This window comes from Acidovorax soli (genome assembly GCF_900107605.1).
Classification (GTDB): domain Bacteria; phylum Pseudomonadota; class Gammaproteobacteria; order Burkholderiales; family Burkholderiaceae_C; genus Acidovorax; species Acidovorax soli.
Genome location: NZ_FNQJ01000001.1, coordinates 135,857 through 153,902, shown reverse-complemented (window position 1 = coordinate 153,902; position 18,046 = coordinate 135,857). Strand labels below are relative to the sequence as shown.

At 65.2% G+C, this 18,046-nt stretch carries 19 protein-coding genes; 10 read left to right on the top strand and 9 right to left on the bottom strand.

Annotated elements, in window-relative coordinates; genetic code table 11:
* Window positions 1-24: 24 nt before the first annotated feature.
* From gltX to folC, 5 genes are all read right to left on the bottom strand, one after another.
* A complete protein-coding gene (gltX, locus tag BLW02_RS00750) occupies window positions 25-1,440 on the bottom strand; it encodes a glutamate--tRNA ligase (protein ID WP_092696572.1) in 1,416 nt (471 codons plus the stop codon).
* 97 nt (window positions 1,441-1,537) lie between these two features.
* Entirely contained in the window at window positions 1,538-3,043 is a 1,506-nt protein-coding gene (purF, locus tag BLW02_RS00745) for an amidophosphoribosyltransferase (RefSeq protein WP_092696571.1), read from the bottom strand.
* Between the two features lie 73 nt (window positions 3,044-3,116).
* Complete coding sequence (locus BLW02_RS00740; RefSeq protein WP_092696732.1) at window positions 3,117-3,605, bottom strand: CvpA family protein; 489 nt, start codon at window positions 3,603-3,605, stop codon at window positions 3,117-3,119.
* 27 nt (window positions 3,606-3,632) lie between these two features.
* On the bottom strand, window positions 3,633-4,463 hold the full coding sequence (locus BLW02_RS00735; RefSeq protein ID WP_092696570.1) for an SPOR domain-containing protein: 831 nt from the start codon (window positions 4,461-4,463) through the stop codon (window positions 3,633-3,635).
* Window positions 4,464-4,485: 22 nt separating this feature from the next.
* Complete coding sequence (folC, locus tag BLW02_RS00730; RefSeq protein WP_026437613.1) at window positions 4,486-5,811, bottom strand: bifunctional tetrahydrofolate synthase/dihydrofolate synthase; 1,326 nt, start codon at window positions 5,809-5,811, stop codon at window positions 4,486-4,488.
* Window positions 5,812-5,879: 68 nt separating this feature from the next.
* Here folC and BLW02_RS00725 point away from each other — a divergent pair, with 68 nt between their 5' ends.
* The 5 genes from BLW02_RS00725 (at window position 5,880) to BLW02_RS00705 (ending at window position 9,511) form a co-directional block, all read left to right on the top strand.
* Entirely contained in the window at window positions 5,880-6,278 is a 399-nt protein-coding gene (locus BLW02_RS00725) for an ArsC family reductase (RefSeq protein ID WP_208859671.1), read from the top strand.
* A gap of 123 nt (window positions 6,279-6,401) precedes the next feature.
* On the top strand, window positions 6,402-7,070 hold the full coding sequence (locus BLW02_RS00720) for a glycine zipper 2TM domain-containing protein (RefSeq protein ID WP_092696569.1): 669 nt from the start codon (window positions 6,402-6,404) through the stop codon (window positions 7,068-7,070).
* Between the two features lie 142 nt (window positions 7,071-7,212).
* A complete protein-coding gene (gene ppnP, locus BLW02_RS00715; RefSeq protein WP_026437616.1) occupies window positions 7,213-7,530 on the top strand; it encodes a pyrimidine/purine nucleoside phosphorylase in 318 nt (105 codons plus the stop codon).
* A 77-nt stretch (window positions 7,531-7,607) separates the two neighbouring features.
* A complete protein-coding gene (argG, locus tag BLW02_RS00710) occupies window positions 7,608-8,951 on the top strand; it encodes an argininosuccinate synthase (RefSeq protein ID WP_026437617.1) in 1,344 nt (447 codons plus the stop codon).
* Window positions 8,952-9,145: 194 nt separating this feature from the next.
* On the top strand, window positions 9,146-9,511 hold the full coding sequence (locus BLW02_RS00705) for an SPW repeat protein (protein WP_092696568.1): 366 nt from the start codon (window positions 9,146-9,148) through the stop codon (window positions 9,509-9,511).
* 104 nt (window positions 9,512-9,615) lie between these two features.
* Here the strand turns inward: BLW02_RS00705 and murB are convergent, their stop codons facing one another.
* A complete protein-coding gene (gene murB, locus BLW02_RS00700) occupies window positions 9,616-10,689 on the bottom strand; it encodes a UDP-N-acetylmuramate dehydrogenase (RefSeq protein WP_092696567.1) in 1,074 nt (357 codons plus the stop codon).
* Between the two features lie 237 nt (window positions 10,690-10,926).
* On the opposite strand from murB, the gene BLW02_RS00695 reads away from it, so the two are divergent.
* The 3 genes from BLW02_RS00695 (at window position 10,927) to BLW02_RS00685 (ending at window position 13,162) form a co-directional block, all read left to right on the top strand.
* A complete protein-coding gene (locus BLW02_RS00695; RefSeq protein ID WP_026437620.1) occupies window positions 10,927-11,412 on the top strand; it encodes a YajQ family cyclic di-GMP-binding protein in 486 nt (161 codons plus the stop codon).
* A 63-nt stretch (window positions 11,413-11,475) separates the two neighbouring features.
* Window positions 11,476-12,126: a retropepsin-like aspartic protease family protein gene (locus BLW02_RS00690; RefSeq protein WP_092696730.1), complete on the top strand. Its 651-nt coding sequence runs from the start codon at window positions 11,476-11,478 to the stop codon at window positions 12,124-12,126.
* A 10-nt stretch (window positions 12,127-12,136) separates the two neighbouring features.
* Window positions 12,137-13,162, top strand: coding sequence for an HD-GYP domain-containing protein (locus tag BLW02_RS00685; RefSeq protein ID WP_092696566.1), 1,026 nt, complete (start codon window positions 12,137-12,139; stop codon window positions 13,160-13,162).
* 36 nt (window positions 13,163-13,198) lie between these two features.
* Here the strand turns inward: BLW02_RS00685 and plsY are convergent, their stop codons facing one another.
* The 3 genes from plsY to BLW02_RS00670 all read right to left on the bottom strand — a co-directional run bounded on the left by plsY (window position 13,199) and on the right by BLW02_RS00670 (window position 15,528).
* Entirely contained in the window at window positions 13,199-13,852 is a 654-nt protein-coding gene (gene plsY / locus BLW02_RS00680; protein WP_092696565.1) for a glycerol-3-phosphate 1-O-acyltransferase PlsY, read from the bottom strand.
* A gap of 48 nt (window positions 13,853-13,900) precedes the next feature.
* A complete protein-coding gene (gene ybaK / locus BLW02_RS00675) occupies window positions 13,901-14,404 on the bottom strand; it encodes a Cys-tRNA(Pro) deacylase (protein WP_092696564.1) in 504 nt (167 codons plus the stop codon).
* 62 nt (window positions 14,405-14,466) lie between these two features.
* Entirely contained in the window at window positions 14,467-15,528 is a 1,062-nt protein-coding gene (locus BLW02_RS00670) for an aldo/keto reductase (protein ID WP_092696563.1), read from the bottom strand.
* 187 nt (window positions 15,529-15,715) lie between these two features.
* On the opposite strand from BLW02_RS00670, the gene BLW02_RS00665 reads away from it, so the two are divergent.
* Together BLW02_RS00665 and BLW02_RS00660 are read left to right on the top strand one after the other, a co-directional pair.
* A complete protein-coding gene (locus BLW02_RS00665) occupies window positions 15,716-17,254 on the top strand; it encodes a class I adenylate-forming enzyme family protein (RefSeq protein WP_159433757.1) in 1,539 nt (512 codons plus the stop codon).
* Window positions 17,255-17,290: 36 nt separating this feature from the next.
* Window positions 17,291-18,019, top strand: coding sequence for an SDR family oxidoreductase (locus BLW02_RS00660; protein WP_092696561.1), 729 nt, complete (start codon window positions 17,291-17,293; stop codon window positions 18,017-18,019).
* The last annotated feature ends 27 nt before the right edge of the window (window positions 18,020-18,046 follow it).

Here is an 18,046-nt window from a genome sequence, read left to right as displayed (position 1 = left end):
GAGCCTTGAATTATAGACAGATTTTTAGCGGTTTCGCAAACGCGCTACAACTTTTTCGCGTCCGACCAGTTCCAGCACGGCATCGACCGAAGGAGTGTGGGCCGTGCCCACGACCAGAACCCGCACCGGCATGGCCAGCTGGGGCATCTTGAGTCCGTGTGCCGCCAGCACCTGCTTGAACGCCGCGCTGATGGATGCCTTGTCCCATGCGCAAGCGGACAACGCATCGGCCAGCGCATCCAGGGCAGGGGCAATGGCATCGGTCACATGCTGGGTGCGCTCTGCCTCCACGGGCAGCACGGCACCATAGAACACAAAGGCCCAGTCTGCAAGGGCCACCGTGGTATCGCAGCGGTCCTTGAACAGCGCGCAGATGCGGGGCAGTCGCCCATCGGCCAGATCGGCGGCGGCAATACCGCGCTTTTCCAGCTGGGGGGCCACCAGGGCCGCCAGTGCGTCATCGGCCATGGCTTTCAGGTGCTGTGCATTCACCCAGCGCAGCTTGGCTTCGTCGAACTGCGCGGCGCTGCGCCCCAGATGGTCGAGGTTGAACCACTGCAGGAACTGCTCGCGGCTGAAGATTTCGTCATCACCATGGCTCCAGCCCAGGCGTGCCAGGTAATTGACCATGGCATCGGGCAGGTAACCCTCGTCGCGGTATTGCGTGACGGGCTTGGCGCCATTGCGCTTGCTCATCTTCTCGCCCTGCTCATTGAGCACGGTGGGCAGGTGGGCATAGACCGGCGGTTCCTTGCCCAGGGCGCGGAAGATGTTGATCTGGCGCGGCGTGTTGTTCACATGGTCGTCACCCCGGATCACATGGGTGATGGCCATGTCGATGTCGTCCACCACCACACAGAAGTTGTAGGTGGGCGTACCGTCCGGGCGGGCAATCACCAGATCGTCCAGTTCGTCGTTGCGGATCTCGATGCGGCCCTTGACCTTGTCTTCCCATGCCACCACGCCGCCTTGCGGGTTCTTGAAGCGCAAAACGGGCTGCACGCCTTCCGGCACGGGCGGCAGGTTTTTGCCGGCCTCCGGACGCCAGGTGCCGTCATAGCGGGGTTTTTCCTTGGCGGCCATCTGCTTTTCGCGCAAGGCATCGAGCTCGGCCACGCTCATGTAGCAAGGGTACACATGGCCGGTGGCCTGCAGCTGGGCCAGCACTTCCTTGTAGCGGTCCATGCGTTGCATCTGGTAGAACGGACCTTCATCGTGGTCCAGCCCCAGCCAGGCCATGCCTTCAATGATCACATCCACCGCAGCCTGGCTGGAACGCTCCAGGTCCGTGTCTTCAATGCGCAGGATGAAATCCCCGCCCGTGGCGCGGGCAAATGCCCAGGGGTACAGCGCCGAGCGGATGTTGCCCAGGTGAATGAAGCCGGTAGGCGATGGTGCGAAACGGGTGCGCACATGCACGGGAAAATTCTGTTCAGTCATTGCATTCAGGCCGGCCGCCTCGGGCCGGCATCGTTGTCTTGGTCGGCAAGCGGGGCAGAAGCCGGCCGCCCACGGGCCTGCCCCTGCGGCATCACGCTCAGGCGAGCTGGGCGTTGGGCAGTGCCAGGCGGGAAGTGTCTTCTTCACCCTCCTCCACGCCCACGCGGCCTTCGTTGAGGCGCGCGATATCGTCGGCGGTGATGTCACCGGTGACATACACGCCGTCGAAACAGGAGGCATCAAACTCGGCGATGGCGGGGTTCAGGGCGCCAACGGCCCGTTTCATGCCCTCCACATCCTGGTAGATCAGCGCATCGCAGCCAATGGCCTGGCGCACCTCTTCCACCGTGCGGTCATGGGCTACCAGCTCGCTGCTGGTGGGCATGTCAATGCCGTACACATTGGGGTAACGCACCGGCGGCGCAGCGCTGGCCAGATACACCTTGCGGGCACCGGCGTCGCGTGCCATCTGCACGATTTCCCGCGAGGTCGTGCCGCGCACGATGGAGTCGTCCACCAGCAGCACGTTGCGGCCCTTGAACTCGCTGCCGATCACATTGAGCTTCTGACGCACGGACTTCTTGCGCACGCCCTGCCCCGGCATGATGAAGGTGCGACCCACGTAGCGGTTCTTGACGAAACCCTCGCGGTACGGAATGCCCAGCAGATGCGCCAGCTGGGTTGCGCTGGGGCGGCTCGACTCGGGGATGGGGATGATCACATCGATCTCGTTCGGCGGCACGGTGGAGATCACCCGCTTGGCGAGCGTCTCGCCAAGATTGAGCCGCGCCTGGTAGACCGAAATGCCATCGAGCACCGAATCGGGCCGTGCCAGATAGACAAATTCGAAGATGCAGGGGTTCAGCCGCGGATTCTCGGCGCACTGGCGCGCATGCACCTGGCCGTCGAGCGTGATGAAGATGGCTTCGCCCGGGTCGATATTGCGCTCGAAGACATGCGAGGTACCCTCCAGCGCCACCGACTCGCTGCCCACCATCACGGTGCCATCCTGGCTGCGCCCCATGGCCAGGGGGCGGATGCCATGGGGATCGCGGAAAGCCAGCAAGCCATGGCCTGCGATCAGGGCAATGACGGCATACGAGCCCTTGATGCGCTTGTGCACCGCACGCACTGCCGTAAAGACATCCTCGGGCTGCAGCGGCACACCGCGGGTGGCGCGCTCAAGCTCGTGGGCAAACACGTTGAGCAGCACTTCCGAGTCACTGTCGGTATTGGTATGCCGGTGATCGGTCTGGAAGAGCTCGGTGCGCAGGGACAGCGCATTGGTCAGGTTGCCGTTGTGCACCAGCACGATGCCAAACGGCGCGTTCACATAAAACGGCTGCGCCTCTTCTTCACTGAAGGCATTGCCCGCCGTGGGGTAGCGCACCTGGCCCAGACCCACATTGCCCGGCAAGGCCCGCATGTTGCGCGTGCGAAACACATCGCGCACCATGCCCTTGGCCTTGTGCATGAAGAATTTGCGGCCCTGCTGGGTCACGATGCCCGCAGCATCCTGGCCCCGGTGCTGCAGCAGCAGCAAGGCGTCATAGATCAGCTGGTTGACGGGCGCTGTGCTGACGACGCCGACGATTCCACACATAGTTTGATTCCATCCATTTGCGGGAAAAGCCCCGCGCCAATTTCCTCGGCAGCAGCTTGTGGCCGCTACCCTGTCAGGAAGGCAGATGCCTTCCGAATTCTTCGGGCAATGCGGGCTTCAGGCTCTTGAGCAAGCCACCCAGCACCGGTGCACTGTGCGACTCCTGCCACCACGCCGCCTCCTGCAGGGGCGTCAAGCCCACCACCACCGTCACCACGAGCAGCAAGACGAGACCCCGCACCACGCCAAACATGGCCCCCAGCGTTCTGTCCGCGGGACGCAACCCCATGGCTTCCACCAGTTTCTTGGCCAGCCAGGCCAGAAAGCCGCAGGCAAACACCGCACCGACAAAGACCACGATGAAGCCCGCCGCATAGCGCAGTGCTCCATCGGAATCACCCAGAGGCAGCACCGAAGCCATGTCGGACGCAAACCACTGGGCCACAAAAAATGACGCCACCCAGCCCGCCACGGACAACACCTCGAAGACCAGACCCCGCCAGGCGCCGATCACCATCGAGGCCAGCAAAATCGCCGCAAAAATCCAGTCCAGCGATGCCATGGTGTGCAATGGCGCAGCCAACCGCGGCTACAGCGTCAGAACCGAGGCGGACAGCCCCAGCTCCTTGATGCGGCCGGCTGCCTTGTCGGCCTCGGCCCGGCTGGCCAGCGGGCCCACGCGCACGCGCACACGCTTGCCATCCTTGGTATCCACCACCTGGGTATAGGTTTTAAGCCCGGCCCGCTCCAGCTTGGAGCGCGCCTCGCGGGCCTTGTCGGCATCGGCAAAAGCGCCCACCTGAACGATGAACCGGCCGTCCTCGGCCTGTGCGCTGGCAGCGGGCTGTGTGGTGCGCCCTTCCAGCAAGGCCCGTGCTCGCACCGACTCATCGGCCGCTGCCGGCTTGTGCTCGGGGGCTGATGGTTTGGGATCGGGCTTGGGTTTGGGCTCCGGCTTCGGTTCGGGCACGGCCGCAGGCTTGGGCTTGGCCTCGGGTTTGGCAACGGCCTTTGCCGCCGCAGGCTCCTCCGATGCCGGTTTGGCAGCGCGGCTGCTGGCCACCAGTTCCTCGCCATCGCCCAGGCCCGCACCAGCAGCGCTGCGCTCCGGCTGTGATGGCGCGGCAGCGGACCGCGCTGCAGGCGCATCGGATTTGGCGGCGGGCACCACCAGCGGCGCCACCTTGTTGCGGTCGGGGATTTCGATCGGAATGTCCACCGCAATGGGGCGCGGCTGCGTATCAAACAGCAGGGGAAACCCCAGGACGCCGAGCAAAACCAGCACCGCAGCGCCAATCAGACGATGCCGTGCGCGCCGGCGCATGACTTCGATGCTTTCGCCCTGGGCCGAACGGGAGCGCTTGGCCTGCTTGTCAGCCTGCTCACTCTGACCGGGCCAACGAAACTTGAAAAATGCCATGGAGTAGGGACTCGTGCGGAGCTTAAGCGTCCAGATGTTTGGCGTGCAGGCGGGGGATACCATCGATCAGCACACCACCCACCGTGTAAAACGAGCCAAAGACCACGATTCTATCAGCGGGGTCTGCCGCGGCCACGGCCGCCTGCAGGGCCTGCTGGGGATCGGCGTGGACGCTGGTGCCCACCTGCCGCCGCCCGCCGGACACCATCTGCAGCGCATTCCATTTCTGCTGCAGGACAGCACCCGTTTCCGCGCGTGGCGTGGGCAGATCGGTGAAATACCAGTGGTCCACCAGGGGCCCCACCTTGGCCAGCATGGGGGCGAGGTCCTTGTCGGCCATGGCGCCAAAGACGGCGTGCGTGGCCGGGAAATAGCCCATGGCGTCCAGGTTGGCCGTGAGCGCCGCCACCGAATGCGGGTTGTGGGCCACATCCAGCACCAGGGTGGGCTGCCCCGGCACGATCTGGAAACGGCCGGGCAGCTCGACCAGCGCCAGCCCGTTGCGCACGGCCTGCGCCGTCACGGGCAGGCGTGTGCGCAGCGCTTCGAATGCCGCCAGCACACCCGAGGCGTTGACCAGCTGGTTGGCCCCGCGCAGCGCCGGATAGGCCAGCCCCGCATAACGGCGCCCGCGCCCGGCCCAGCTCCATTGCTGCTTGTCGCCCGAAAAATTGAAATCATGACCAAAGCGCCAGAGGTCGGCGCCGATTTCGCGCGCATGGTCGATCACGCTCTGCGGCGCCATGGGGTCGCTCACCACCACCGGACGCCCCGTGCGCATGATGCCGGCTTTTTCCCGGCCGATGCTCTCGCGGTCGGGCCCCAGGTATTCGGTGTGGTCGATGTCGATGCTGGTGATGATGGCGCAGTCGGCATCGATCACGTTGGTGGCGTCCAGCCGGCCGCCCAGCCCCACCTCCAGAATGGCGACATCCAGCAGCGAGTGGCTCAGCAGCCGCAGGATGGCCAGGGTGGTGAACTCGAAATAGGTCAGCGAAACATCGTTGCCATTTTGGGTTCTGGCGCTTTCCACGGCTTCGAAGTGCGCTATCAGATCAGAGGCATTCACGGCCTCGCCATGCACCCGGCAGCGTTCTTCGAAATGCACCAGGTGCGGCGAGGTGTACACCCCGGCACGAAAACCGGCCTGCTGGGCCACGGCCTCCAGCATGGCGCAGGTGGAGCCCTTGCCATTGGTGCCGGCCACGGTAATCACCGGGCAGTCAAAACGCAGGTCCATGCGGGTGGCCACTTCGCGGACCCGCTCCAGGCCCATGTCGATGTTCTGAGGGTGCAGGCGCTCGCAATGGCTGAGCCAGCCTTCCAGGGTGTGGATTTTGGTGTGCATACACCGCGAATTGTCGCCGAGGCCGCGCTATCACAGACCGCGGGGAGTTATGCAGGTCATCCCTTGGCATGATGGCGGCCATGAAGACACCTCACATCACTCTGTACGGCATCCCCAACTGCGACACGGTCAAGAAGGCGCGCGCCTGGTTCACCGGGCAGGGGCTGGAATACAGCTTCCACGATTTCAAGAAACAAGGCGTTCCGGCGGCAGGCCTGCCCGACTGGCTGGCTGCCGTGGGCTGGCAAAAGCTGGTGAACCGGCAGGGCACCACCTGGCGCAAGCTGGACCCTGGCGCCCAGGCAGCCGTGCACGACGATGCCAGCGCCAGCCAGCTGATGCTGGCGCAACCCAGCGTCATCAAGCGCCCGGTGGTGGAGTGGCGCCAGGGCGGGCACACCACCGTCACGGTCGGCTTTGATGCAGGGCGGTGGCAGGAACTGCAGGCAGAACTGTCCAGGGACTGAATCGACGAACCGCCGCACAGATCTTTACGCAGATTTACGCGGCCCGGCCGCCGGATGGACGCGGTTGGCCGCAACTTTTTCCCGGTCTGGTGCGTTATGTACCGAACTGTCAGGAGCTTCGTCATGCAAAAGATTGCCGTATTTTCCATCCTGGTCGCCGTGGCCACCGCTGCGGCGGCGCAGGAACAAGGCCGTGTGCTGTCGGCCACCCCCGTGGTGCAACAGGTGGGTGTTCCGCAGCAGGTGTGCGGCAACGAAACCGTGTACAGCGGCTCGCGCAACTCGGGTGCGGGCGCCTTGCTGGGCGCGATTGCCGGTGGCGCGGCCGGCAATGCCGTGGGCCGTGGCGGCGGGCGCGCGGCAGCCACCGCCCTGGGGATCGTCGGCGGCGCCGTGCTGGGCAACCAGGTCGAAGGCAGCGGCCAGCCCCAGTACCAGAACGTGCAGCGCTGCACCACCGAAACGTATTACGAGAACCGCACCGTGGGCTATGACGTGGTGTATGAATATGCCGGGCGCCAGTACAGCACCCGCACCCAGACCGATCCGGGGGGCTGGATCCCCATCCGGGTCCAGCCGCTGACGGGCAACCAGGGGCAGTTCTACTCCACCCAGCCCGATCCGTACGGGCCGCAGGGCTTGTATGCGCAGCCGGGCATGGTCACATCCACCTACCAGGTCCAACCCAGCTACCCGGCCCCGCCCACCTATGGGAGCCCACCCGTGACGGTGATCGAGTACGGCTATGGCCGCCCCTACTACCCGTCCCACCGCAACCCCTACTGGCGCTGAACCGCATCGAGCGCCCTGCGGCAACAGAGCCCCTGCACGGGGCTCTTTTTTTTGCCTGGCCAGCCCTGCGCAAGGCTGGCGTCTCGACCATGCCCGCCCCTGTCCTAAAATCCTGGGTTTCCTTCTTTCTACCCGCGCATCCATGACCACCGAAAAAATCGACGGCGTGTCCGTCACGACCCAAGCCAGTGTGTATTTCGACGGCAAGTGCGTGAGCCATGGCATCACGTTCCCCGACGGCACGAAGAAGTCGGTGGGCGTGATCCTGCCCGCCACGCTGACCTTCAACACCGGCGCACCCGAGATCATGGAAGGCGTGGGCGGCTCCTGCGAATACAGGCTCGACGGTACGGACACCTGGGTGAAGTCGGGCGCGGGCGAGCGATTCAGCGTGCCCGGCAACTCGAAGTTCGACATCCGCGTGACGGAGGCCTACCACTACATCTGCCACTTCGGCTGATATTGACCGAGCGCTTTTTTGGGCCTATAGCGCTTATGAAATAAGCGCTATCAGCTATCATTTTTGAGAGATATTCCATGGCAACCATCCTCCAGAACCTGCCCCTTGGCCAGAAGGTCGGCATCGCCTTCTCCGGCGGCCTCGACACCAGCGCGGCCCTGCGCTGGATGAAGAACAAGGGCGCCCTGCCCTACGCCTACACGGCCAACCTGGGCCAGCCCGACGAGCCCGACTACGACGCCATTCCGCGCAAGGCCATGGAATACGGCGCCGAGGCCGCACGCCTGATCGACTGCCGCACGCAGCTGGCCCACGAAGGCATCGCTGCGCTGCAGGCCGGTGCCTTCCACATCAGCACCGCGGGCGTGACCTACTTCAACACCACCCCGCTGGGCCGCGCTGTGACCGGCACCATGCTGGTGTCTGCCATGAAGGAGGATGACGTCCACATCTGGGGCGACGGCTCCACCTTCAAGGGCAACGACATCGAGCGCTTTTACCGCTACGGCCTGCTCACCAACCCCTCGCTGCGCATCTACAAGCCCTGGCTTGACCAGCAGTTCATCGACGAACTGGGCGGTCGCGCCGAAATGTCGGCCTTCATGACCAAGGAAGGCTTTGGCTACAAGATGAGCGCCGAAAAGGCCTACAGCACCGACAGCAACATGCTGGGCGCCACGCACGAGGCCAAGGACCTCGAATTCCTGAACAGCGGCATCAAGATCGTGAACCCCATCATGGGCGTGGCATTCTGGAAGGACGATGTAGTGGTCAAGGCCGAGGAAGTATCGGTCACCTTCAACGAAGGCCAGCCCGTGGCCCTGAACGGCAAGGAATACACCGACCCGGTCGAACTGATCCTGGAGGCCAACCGCATCGGCGGCCGCCACGGCCTCGGGATGAGCGACCAGATCGAAAACCGCATCATCGAGGCCAAGAGCCGCGGCATCTACGAAGCCCCCGGCCTGGCGCTGCTGCACATCGCCTACGAGCGCCTGGTGACCGGCATACACAACGAAGACACCATCGAGCAGTACCGCATGAACGGCCTGAAACTCGGCCGCCTGCTCTACCAGGGCCGCTGGTTCGACCCCCAGGCCATCATGCTGCGCGAGACCGCCCAGCGCTGGGTGGCGCGCGCCATCACCGGCACCGTCACGCTGGAGCTGCGCCGCGGCAACGACTATTCGCTGCTGAACACCGAGTCGCCCAATCTGACCTATGCGCCCGAGCGTCTGTCGATGGAAAAGGTGGAAGACGCGCCGTTCTCGCCGCTCGACCGCATCGGCCAGCTGACCATGCGCAACCTCGACATCGTGGACACGCGCGCCAAGCTCATGACCTACGCCCAGTCGGGCCTGCTGACGCTGGGCCAGGGTTCGCCACTGCCGCAGCTGAGCGATGAAAGCCCTAAAAAATAAAAATTACCTCTGACGCTTGCCGTATCAAAGCGGACAGCTATCAGAAACAGAGTAACCGCCCCGCCATCCGGCCGGGCGGTTTTTTCATGGGCGCGCACAGCACACCGCTGCACCCCCACCAAGGAACCTCCCGTCCCGCCAGGCACTCCAATCCATTGCCGCCGAACTGATTTGCGGCGGCAGGAGGAACAGCCATGAAGCAAGTGAAACACTGGCAAGACCCTGCCAATGCGTTGATAGGTGCCTGGTTTGCGCTTTCGCCTTGGGTGCTGCGCTATCAGGATCAGTTGACGCCTACTGCCAACGGCGTGGTCGTCGGCCTGCTGCTGATCGCCGCCGCACTGGGCGCAACTCTTGTGCCGCGGGCTTGGGAGGAGTGGACCGAGGGCGTGCTGGGACTGTGGATGATCGCTTCGCCCTGGGTGCTGGGCTTTGGAACGCTCATGGACGCGACACGCAATGCCACCGTTTCCGGCATCGTTGTGCTCGGATTGGCCCTGTGGGTACTGGCGACCGACAAGGACTACATCGCCTGGTGGCATAACCGCACGGCGCATTGAAATGCGCGCCATGAAAAACCGCTCTCGGGCGGTTTTTCATGGCATGTTGGCTGCAAGTCCTTTTACCGATTGCTTTATCAGCTATTAATTCAGAGCCAATCTACTCACCACACCACGGGCTCGGGCTCCAGCCGGATGCCAAAACGCTCGTACACGCTGGTCTGGATCGCGCGGGCCAGCGTCATCACCTCGCCGCCGGTCACGCTGCTGGCGCCTTGGCCACGGTTGACCAGCACCAGCGCCTGCTTTTCGTACACACCGGCCTTGCCCACGCTCTTGCCCTTCCAGCCGCAGGCGTCGATCAGCCAGCCAGCCGCCAGCTTGATGCTGCCGTCGGGCATGGGGTAGTGCACGATCTTGGGGTCGCGCGCAATGATGTCGGCGCACTGCTCAGGCGTCACCGTGGGGTTCTTGAAGAAGCTGCCGGCATTGCCGATGACAGCCGGGTCGGGCAGCTTGGCGCGGCGGATGTCGCACACCCATTCAAATATCTGCTGCGCCGTGGGCTGATCGACACCCGCCTCGGCGCGCCGGCGCTCCAGGTCCAGATAGCCCAGCACCGGCTTCCAGGGCCTGGGCAGGCGAAAGCGCACATGGGTGATGACAGCGCGGCCGGCCAGGCCCATGCCGCGCGGCAGGCCACCTTCGGCCGGCGACGGCGAAGGCGCATGCTTGAACACCGAATCCCGGTAGCCGAAGGCGCACTGGGCGGCATCGAGCGTGAAACACTGGCCGGTGGCCAGGTCGACCGCATCCAGCGACTCAAAACGGTCTTGCAGCTCCACGCCATAGGCCCCGATGTTCTGCACCGGCGCTGCGCCCACCGTGCCGGGGATCAGCGCCAGGTTTTCGAGCCCCGCAAACCCTTGCGCCAGCGTCCAGGCCACCGTGTCGTGCCAGACCTCGCCCGCGCCGGCCTCGACGATCCAGGCCCGGTCGGTTGCTTCCACCAGGCGCAGGCCCTTGATCTCCATCTTGAGCACCACGGGCCTGACGTCCCCGGTCAGCACGATGTTGCTGCCGCCGCCCAGAACCAGTTTGGGCAAGGGGGCCAGTTGCGCATCTGCCAGGACAGCGTGCAAATCTTCCACGGAGCGCACCCGGACCAGGGTGTGGGCACGCGCCACGATGCCAAAGGTGTTGCAGGGCTGCAAAGGGACGTTTTTCTCGACTACCATTGGCCCGATTGTCGCACCGGGGGCCTGCGCGCCCGTCCGGACCACCCCGTTTTGCTAGGAGGCTGCCGGACTTGGAGCGTCGATAGCGAAAATGGGCCCCAGCGAGGACAGTTTTTGCCGGATTTGCAGCCCATAGCCCGGCTATGGGGCAAAAAGACGGTAAAAAATGGACCGCTGCGGCCCATTTGCAGCCGACGATTTCCAAGTCCGACAGCCTCCTAAAGACCGAGAACCGCCATGCCCTCTTTTGACACCATCTGTGAAGCCAACCTCGTTGAAGTGAAGAATGCGGTGGAAAACACCGTGAAAGAAATCACCACCCGCTTTGATTTCAAGGGCACCTCGGCCAGCATTGAAATCAAGGACAAGGAAATCACCCTGGTGGGCGATGCCGAGTTCCAGCTCACCCAGATCGAGGACGTGCTGCGCAACAAGCTCACCAAGCGCAACGTGGATGTGCGCTTTCTCGACATGGGCGATGTGCAGAAGATGGGCGGCGACAAGGTCAAGCAGGTCATCAAGGTGCGCAATGGCATCGAAAGCGAGCTGGCCAAGAAGCTGCAGAAGCTCATGAAGGAGAGCAAGCTCAAGGTGCAGGCCGCCATCCAGGAGGACAAGGTGCGCGTGACCGGCGCCAAGCGCGACGACCTGCAGGCGGCCATGGCGCTGATCCGCAAGGAAATCAACGACGTGCCGCTGTCTTTCGACAATTTCCGCGACTGATAGCCCGGGCCCGACCCTTTGCGCCCACCGCACGCAATGCACCTCTGGCGCCGGCACCGCACCATGAACCGGCACCCTTTCCGCCCTGCCCTGGCGATGCTGGCCGCGTTGCTGCTCGCGCCCCTGTGTGCGCGCGCGCAGACGGCGGCCCTGGGCGGCATTCTGGGCAGCAAGGCCCTGCTCGTCGTCAACAACGGTGCCCCCCGGAGTGTGGGCGCCGGCGAATCCCATCTGGGCGTGAAGGTGGTCGCCGTCGGCAAGGACGAGGCGTTGGTGGAGATCGCGGGCAGCCAGCGCACCCTGCGCCTGGGTGAAGCGCCGGTGAGCGTGGGCAGCAAGAGCAGCAGCCGGCGCGTGGTCCTGACGGCCGACAGCCAGGGGCATTTCGTCAACAGCGGCACCATCAATGGCAGCCCCATGCAATACATGGTGGACACGGGCGCTTCCACCGTGGCCATCGGCCGCCCCGATGCGGAGCGCATGGAACTCAAGTACCTGAGCGGCCAGCCCGTGCGCATGAGCACCGCCAACGGCGTCACCGAGGGCTGGCTCATGACACTCGATTCGGTGCGCATCGGCGATGTCGAGGTGTACGGCGTCGAGGCCATCGTCACGCCCCAGCCCATGCCCTTCGTGTTGCTGGGCAACAGCTTTCTCACCGAGTTCCAGATCACCCGCACCAACGATCAGATGGTGCTGGAAAAGCGCTACTGATCCCTCGCCCATGTCCGCCCGAATTCCCCCTGGCAACCAGCGCCACGATGGCGAGTACGAAGACCTTTTGGGTCTGTGGTCCGACCTGGAGTCGGCACTGTCCGTCGTGCTTTCCACGCCGCTTCGGGTACAGGATTTTCCGGCCAAGGTGCGCCAGCTCGACCATTGGCTGCAGGACCTGGTGACCCACGACATAGACGCCGCGCTGTACCTGATGTTCCAGCTGGCCTCCACCTCCACGGTGGGCTACAGCGCATCGCACGCGGTGGTGTGCGGCACCCTGTGCCACATCATGGCGCAGGAGCTGCAATTGCCCGCCCGGGAGCGCGACAGCCTGGTGCGCGCAGCCCTCACCATGAATATCGCCATGACGGCGCTGCAGGACGTGCTGGCCGAACAACGAGAAAAGCCCAGTGGTGCGCAGCAGGAAGCGATCCGCAACCACCCCCAGGAGAGCCAGGCCTTGCTCGAACGCCTGTTCATCACCGACGACCTCTGGCTGGACGTGGTGGGACAGCACCACGCCAGCATTTCCAACCACGTGCCGCTGGCCGACCAGGAGCCACGGGACCGGCTGACCCGCATCCTGGGCACCATCGACCGCTACGCCGCCATGATCAGCCCGCGCAAATCGCGCGCCGGCCGCAGCGCCACCGACTCCGTGCGCGCCATCGTCGGCCACGAAGTCGACCAGCGCGACGAAGTGGGCTACGCGCTGGTGCGTTCGGTCGGCCTGTGCCCGCCGGGCACCTTTGTGCGCCTGGACAACGGTGATACGGCCATCGTGCTGCGCCGAGGTGAAAAGGCCAACCAGCCCCTCGTGGCCAGCCTGCTGGACCGCACGGGGGCACACCATGCGCGGCCCGGCATCTACCAGACCGCTGCGGTGGGCAAGCCGCGCATCCAGTCGGCCCTGGCCCGCTCTACCGTGACGATGGAGCTCAACCACCGCACGATGGTGCAGTTGGGGCTGTATGCGGCCACTCCGCACAACTCGAGCCTGATGGGGCTGGTGACGGCGTCCGGCGCGCTCTGAGCCTTCCAGGGCGCGCCTGCAGTACCCAGCTGTACGTTACGGCTTGCGTTTCGACTCCGGGGCCGCCTTGGACCGCCCCAGGCGCGACTCCTTGCCTTCGATCAGGCGCCGGATGTTGTCCTTGTGGCGCCAGGCCAGCAGCATGGACATGACGGCAACGGCCACCGCAATGCTGGTCTCGGCATACCAGACCACGCCGCTGACCAGCAGGTAATACACCGGTGCAAACACCGCAGCCACCAGCGAGGCCAGCGACGAATACCGGAAGAAGAACGCCACGATGAGCCAGGTGAGCGCGGTGGCCAGCCCCAGCCAGCCACTGATGCCCAGCAGCACGCCCAACGCGGTGGCCACGCCCTTGCCACCCTCGAAGCGGAAGAACACGGGCCACAGGTGCCCCAGGAAAGCCGCCAGCCCCACCAGCGCCATCGTGCCCTCCTCCAGGCCATAGGGCTTGCCAAACCAGCGCACCAGCACCACGGGCAGCCAGCCTTTCACCGCGTCGAGCAGCAGGGTGACGATGGCGGCGGCCTTGCTGCCCGAACGCAGCACGTTGGTGGCACCGGGATTTTTGCTGCCGTAGGTGCGCGGGTCATTGAGCCCCATGAGGCGCGTCACGATGACGGCAAACGACAGCGAGCCCAGCAGGTAGGCAGCCACAGTGGCAAGGACGGGGTACACGGCGTTCAAATCAGCTCCTTCGGGGGACAACGACACGGCGCGGTGCGCCGGGGCGGCCTATTCTGCCAGCGCGCAATGCACCGGCGTGGCCCCCAGCAGCTGCACGCACACCTGCGGGTCGATCTGCACCAGAAAACCACGCCGCCCGCCGTTGATGGCGATGCGCGGCAGCGCAAGAATGCTTTCCTCGATGAACACCGGCATGGCCTTGCGCGTGCCAAACGGCGAGGTGCCGCCCACCAGGTAGCCGCTGTGGCGGTTAGCCACCTCGGGCTTGCAGGGCTCGACCGACTTGGCGCCGATCTGCCGCGCCAGGTTCTTGGTGGACACCTTGCAATCGCCATGCATGAGCACGATGAGCGGCCTGGCGTCCTGGTCCTGCATCACCAGCGTCTTGACGACGGTGTGCTCATGCAGTCCCAGGCTGGCCGCGCTGTGCGCGGTGCCGCCATGCTCCACATAGTCATAAGGGTGCTCGGTGAATTCCACCTGGTGCGCCTTGAGCATCTGTGTCGCGGGGGTCTCGCTCACATGCACGCCCTTGCTGTCCTTTTTGGCCATGATTACTTCAAAAATAATAGCTGGTGGCGCTCACTCAGAAAGTGTTGAAAGCCTACTTCATCTCAAATGGCAGGATCACCCACCTGCCAGCGGATCTGGTCGATGGCCGCCAGCAGCTCGGGCGAGAGCGCGGTGTCCCAGGCGGCCAGGTCTTCGTCGAGCTGCGCCAGCGAGGTCACGCCGATGATGGTGCTGGCCACGCGCCAGTTGCCGTAGCAAAAGGCCAGCGCCAGCTGCGTGGGCGTGAGGCCATGTTCGCGCGCGAGCTGGTTGTAGCGGCGCGCGGCGTCCAGCGCCTCGGGGCGGCCCCAGCGCTGCCTGCGCACCGACTCATAGCTGGCAATGCGGGCGCCCCGGGGTGCGCTGGGCCCTTCGATGCCGCTGGCGTCGTATTTGCCCGTCAGCAGGCCAAAGCCCAGCGGCGAATAGGCCAGCAGCGACACGTTCAGGCGGTGGCAGGTTTCGTCGAGGGCGTTGTCGTAGCTGCGGTTGATCAGGCAATACGGGTTCTGCACCGTCGCCACGCGCGGCAGGCCATGCGCCTCGGCCAGGCGCACGAACTCATGCACGCCATAGGGCGTTTCGTTCGACAGGCCCACATGGCGCACCTTGCCGGCCTTGACCAGCCCAGCCAGTGCCTGCAGCTGCTCGTGGATGGGCGTCTGCGCGGTTTCCTTGGCCGGGTCGTAGTACTTGGTGCCAAAGGCCGGCACATGGCGCTCGGGCCAGTGGATCTGGTAGAGGTCGATCACATCGGTCTGCAGGCGGCGCAGGCTGCCCTCGCACGAAGCCACGATGTCGGCGGCCGTCATGCCTTTGCCTTCGCGAATCCAGGGCATGCCGCGCGAGGGGCCGGCCACCTTGCTGGCCAGCACCAGCTTCTGGCGCGCCCCGGGGTTCTTGGCAAACCAGCGGCCGATGATGGTTTCGGTGGCGCCAAAGGTGGGCGCCCGGGCCGGCACGGCATACATCTCGGCGGTGTCGATGAAATTGACCCCGCGCGCCAGCGAGCGGTCGAGAATGGCGTGGGCATCGCTCTCGCCCACCTGCTCGCCGAAGGTCATGGTGCCCAGGCAGATGGGGGTGACATGCAGGCCGGACTGACCGAGCTGGATGGTTTTCATGCAGGCTCCCGTAAATAAGCAAGGCAGGAGTTTACGGGGACCGTGCCCACTGCGTCCGGCAGACCACGGCGCATCGCGCTTGAACTGCACTGCAGTTTTCGTTTGCGCTCAGGCCGTGTTTTGCGGGCGCGCAAGACTGCATATCGCAATAGACTGGCCTGCATCGTTCACCAGCACCCAGGTTTTCATGCGCACCTCCACCCCTGCCGGGCCTGCCCGGTTCCATGCCTTGCTGGACCCATGGGTCGCGCACCAGCCCCACCGGCCCGCGCTGGCCGATGCGCACCACGCCTACACTTTCGCCCAATTGCAGCAGGCCAGCATGGACGCTGCCGTGCAGCTGGGCGACTGGGGCGTGCGTGCCGGCGACCGGGTGCTGATCGTCGGCGAAAACTGCGCCGCGGCGGGCGTGATCGCCTTTGCGCTCAGCCGCCTGGACGCCTGGGTGTGCATCGTCAATGGTCGCCTGAGCCCGCGCGAGATCGACGGCATCATCGCGCACGCCCTGCCCCGGCGCGTCATCTACACCACCCAGGTATCCCCCGACGCGCTGCAGCATGCCCAGCGCCACGGCGCGCAGGCCTGCCAGTGGCCTGGCCTGGGCCCGCTGCATCTGGGGCCGCTGAACCAGGCGGCTGTCCCGGAGCCCTGCCATGCCGCCGCGACCGAACAGGTGGCCGCCTTGATCTATACCTCCGGCACCTCGGGCGCCCCCAAGGGGGTCATGCTCACACACGCCAATCTCGCCTTCGTGGCAGGCACGAACCTGCGGCGCGTCGGGCCGGGCGACGTGATCTATGGCGTCCTGCCCATGGCGCATGTCGTGGGCCTGTCCACCCAGTTGCTGGGCAGCCTGGCTGCCGGCGCCTCGGTGGTGCTCGAACCTCGCTTCTCGCCGGAACTCCTTGCCGCCGCGCTGCGCCAGGGCATCACGTCCTTCACCGGGGTGCCCGCGATGTATGCCCGCCTGCTCGACTGGCTGCGTGACCCGGGGCACCTCCTGCAGGCGCCAAAGCTGCGCGTGATCAGCGTTGCCGGATCGCCCCTCACACCCGCGCTGAAGGCGGCTGTGGAGACGCAGCTTCAATTGCCGCTGCTCAACGGCTACGGCCTGACCGAAACCAGTCCGACCATCGCCCAGGTGCGGCCCGAGGCCCCACGCACCGACTGTGCAGTGGGCCTGCCGATTCCCGGGATAGAGGCACGCATCGTGGATGCCCAGGGCGTCGGCGTGCCGCCGGGCGAGGTCGGCGAACTGTGGGTGCGGGGACCCCATGTGATGCAAGGCTACTACCGCCAGGACGAACTCACGCGCCAGGTGATCAACGCCGAGGGCTGGTTCAACACCGGCGACATGGCACGCCAGGGCGATGACGGTGCACTGCACATCGCCGGACGCACCAAGGAGCTGATCATCCGCTCCGGCTTCAACGTCTATCCGCTGGAGGTCGAGCAGGCCATCAACGCATTTCCGGGCGTGGTGCAGTCTGCCGTCGTCGGGCGAACCGTGGACCACAACGAGGAGGTCATCGCCTACGTCGAGGTACCGGCCCACCACCCCATCGACGAACAGGCCCTGCGGCACCACCTGCGCGGGCAGCTGTCGCCCTACAAACAGCCCACAGAGATCCACGTCATGGAGCAATTGCCGGCGGCGCCCACCGGCAAGCTGCTCAAGAACGTGCTCAGACAGATGGCAGCGCAAGGCCGTGCATCGCACGCCTGAAACCGCATCACCCCATTCGAAACCCCAGGAGATCCCATGGAAGGCAAAAAAGCTGTTCTGATCATCGGCGCCGGCGACGCCACCGGCGGTGCCATCGCGCGGCGATTCGCACGCGAAGGCTACGTCGCCTGCGTGACGCGCCGCAGCGAAGACAAGCTCGCTCCGCTGCTGGAGCAGATCCGCAACGAGGGCGGCGAGGCCCACGGCTTCGGCAGCGACGCCCGCAAGGAAGAAGACATGGTGGCGCTGGTGCAGAAAATCGAGGCCGAGATCGCCCCGATCGAGGCCGCCATCTTCAACATCGGCGCCAACGTGCGCTACGGCATCACCGAGACCACGGCCCGTGTTTACTTCAAGGTCTGGGAGATGGCGTGCTTCGGCGGCTTCCTGATGGGGCGCGAAGCGGCCAAGGTCATGCTGCCGCGGGGCCGGGGAACCATCATCTTCACCGGCGCCACGGCCAGCCTGCGCGGCCGCGACGGGTTCGCGGCCTTCGCCGGCGCCAAGCACGCGCTCCGGGCGCTGGCGCAGAGCATGGCGCGCGAGTTGTGGCCCAAGGGCATCCATGTGGCCCATCCGGTCGTGGATGGCGCCATCGACACGGAGTTCATCCGCTCCAATTTCCCCGAGCGCTACGCCACCAAGGACCAGGGAGGCATCGTCAACCCGGATCACATCGCCGACCTCTACTGGCAGATCCACATGCAGCCGCGCGACGCCTGGACGCATGAAACCGAGATTCGCCCCTGGATGGAGCCATGGTGACGGACCCGGCAGGGATCGCCCCCGGCA

Bases quoted from the DNA above. Each gene is read 5' to 3' on its own strand.
- gltX (WP_092696572.1), bottom strand. From the start codon at position 1,440: ATGACTGAACAGAATTTTCCCGTGCATGTGCGCACCCGTTTCGCACCA.
- purF (WP_092696571.1), bottom strand. From the start codon at position 3,043: ATGTGTGGAATCGTCGGCGTCGTCAGCACAGCGCCCGTCAACCAGCTG.
- BLW02_RS00740 (WP_092696732.1), bottom strand. From the start codon at position 3,605: ATGGCATCGCTGGACTGGATTTTTGCGGCGATTTTGCTGGCCTCGATG.
- BLW02_RS00735 (WP_092696570.1), bottom strand. From the start codon at position 4,463: ATGGCATTTTTCAAGTTTCGTTGGCCCGGTCAGAGTGAGCAGGCTGAC.
- folC (WP_026437613.1), bottom strand. From the start codon at position 5,811: ATGCACACCAAAATCCACACCCTGGAAGGCTGGCTCAGCCATTGCGAG.
- BLW02_RS00725 (WP_208859671.1), top strand. From the start codon at position 5,880: ATGATGGCGGCCATGAAGACACCTCACATCACTCTGTACGGCATCCCC.
- BLW02_RS00720 (WP_092696569.1), top strand. From the start codon at position 6,402: ATGCAAAAGATTGCCGTATTTTCCATCCTGGTCGCCGTGGCCACCGCT.
- ppnP (WP_026437616.1), top strand. From the start codon at position 7,213: ATGACCACCGAAAAAATCGACGGCGTGTCCGTCACGACCCAAGCCAGT.
- argG (WP_026437617.1), top strand. From the start codon at position 7,608: ATGGCAACCATCCTCCAGAACCTGCCCCTTGGCCAGAAGGTCGGCATC.
- BLW02_RS00705 (WP_092696568.1), top strand. From the start codon at position 9,146: ATGAAGCAAGTGAAACACTGGCAAGACCCTGCCAATGCGTTGATAGGT.
- murB (WP_092696567.1), bottom strand. From the start codon at position 10,689: ATGGTAGTCGAGAAAAACGTCCCTTTGCAGCCCTGCAACACCTTTGGC.
- BLW02_RS00695 (WP_026437620.1), top strand. From the start codon at position 10,927: ATGCCCTCTTTTGACACCATCTGTGAAGCCAACCTCGTTGAAGTGAAG.
- BLW02_RS00690 (WP_092696730.1), top strand. From the start codon at position 11,476: ATGAACCGGCACCCTTTCCGCCCTGCCCTGGCGATGCTGGCCGCGTTG.
- BLW02_RS00685 (WP_092696566.1), top strand. From the start codon at position 12,137: ATGTCCGCCCGAATTCCCCCTGGCAACCAGCGCCACGATGGCGAGTAC.
- ybaK (WP_092696564.1), bottom strand. From the start codon at position 14,404: ATGGCCAAAAAGGACAGCAAGGGCGTGCATGTGAGCGAGACCCCCGCG.
- BLW02_RS00670 (WP_092696563.1), bottom strand. From the start codon at position 15,528: ATGAAAACCATCCAGCTCGGTCAGTCCGGCCTGCATGTCACCCCCATC.
- BLW02_RS00665 (WP_159433757.1), top strand. From the start codon at position 15,716: ATGCGCACCTCCACCCCTGCCGGGCCTGCCCGGTTCCATGCCTTGCTG.
- BLW02_RS00660 (WP_092696561.1), top strand. From the start codon at position 17,291: ATGGAAGGCAAAAAAGCTGTTCTGATCATCGGCGCCGGCGACGCCACC.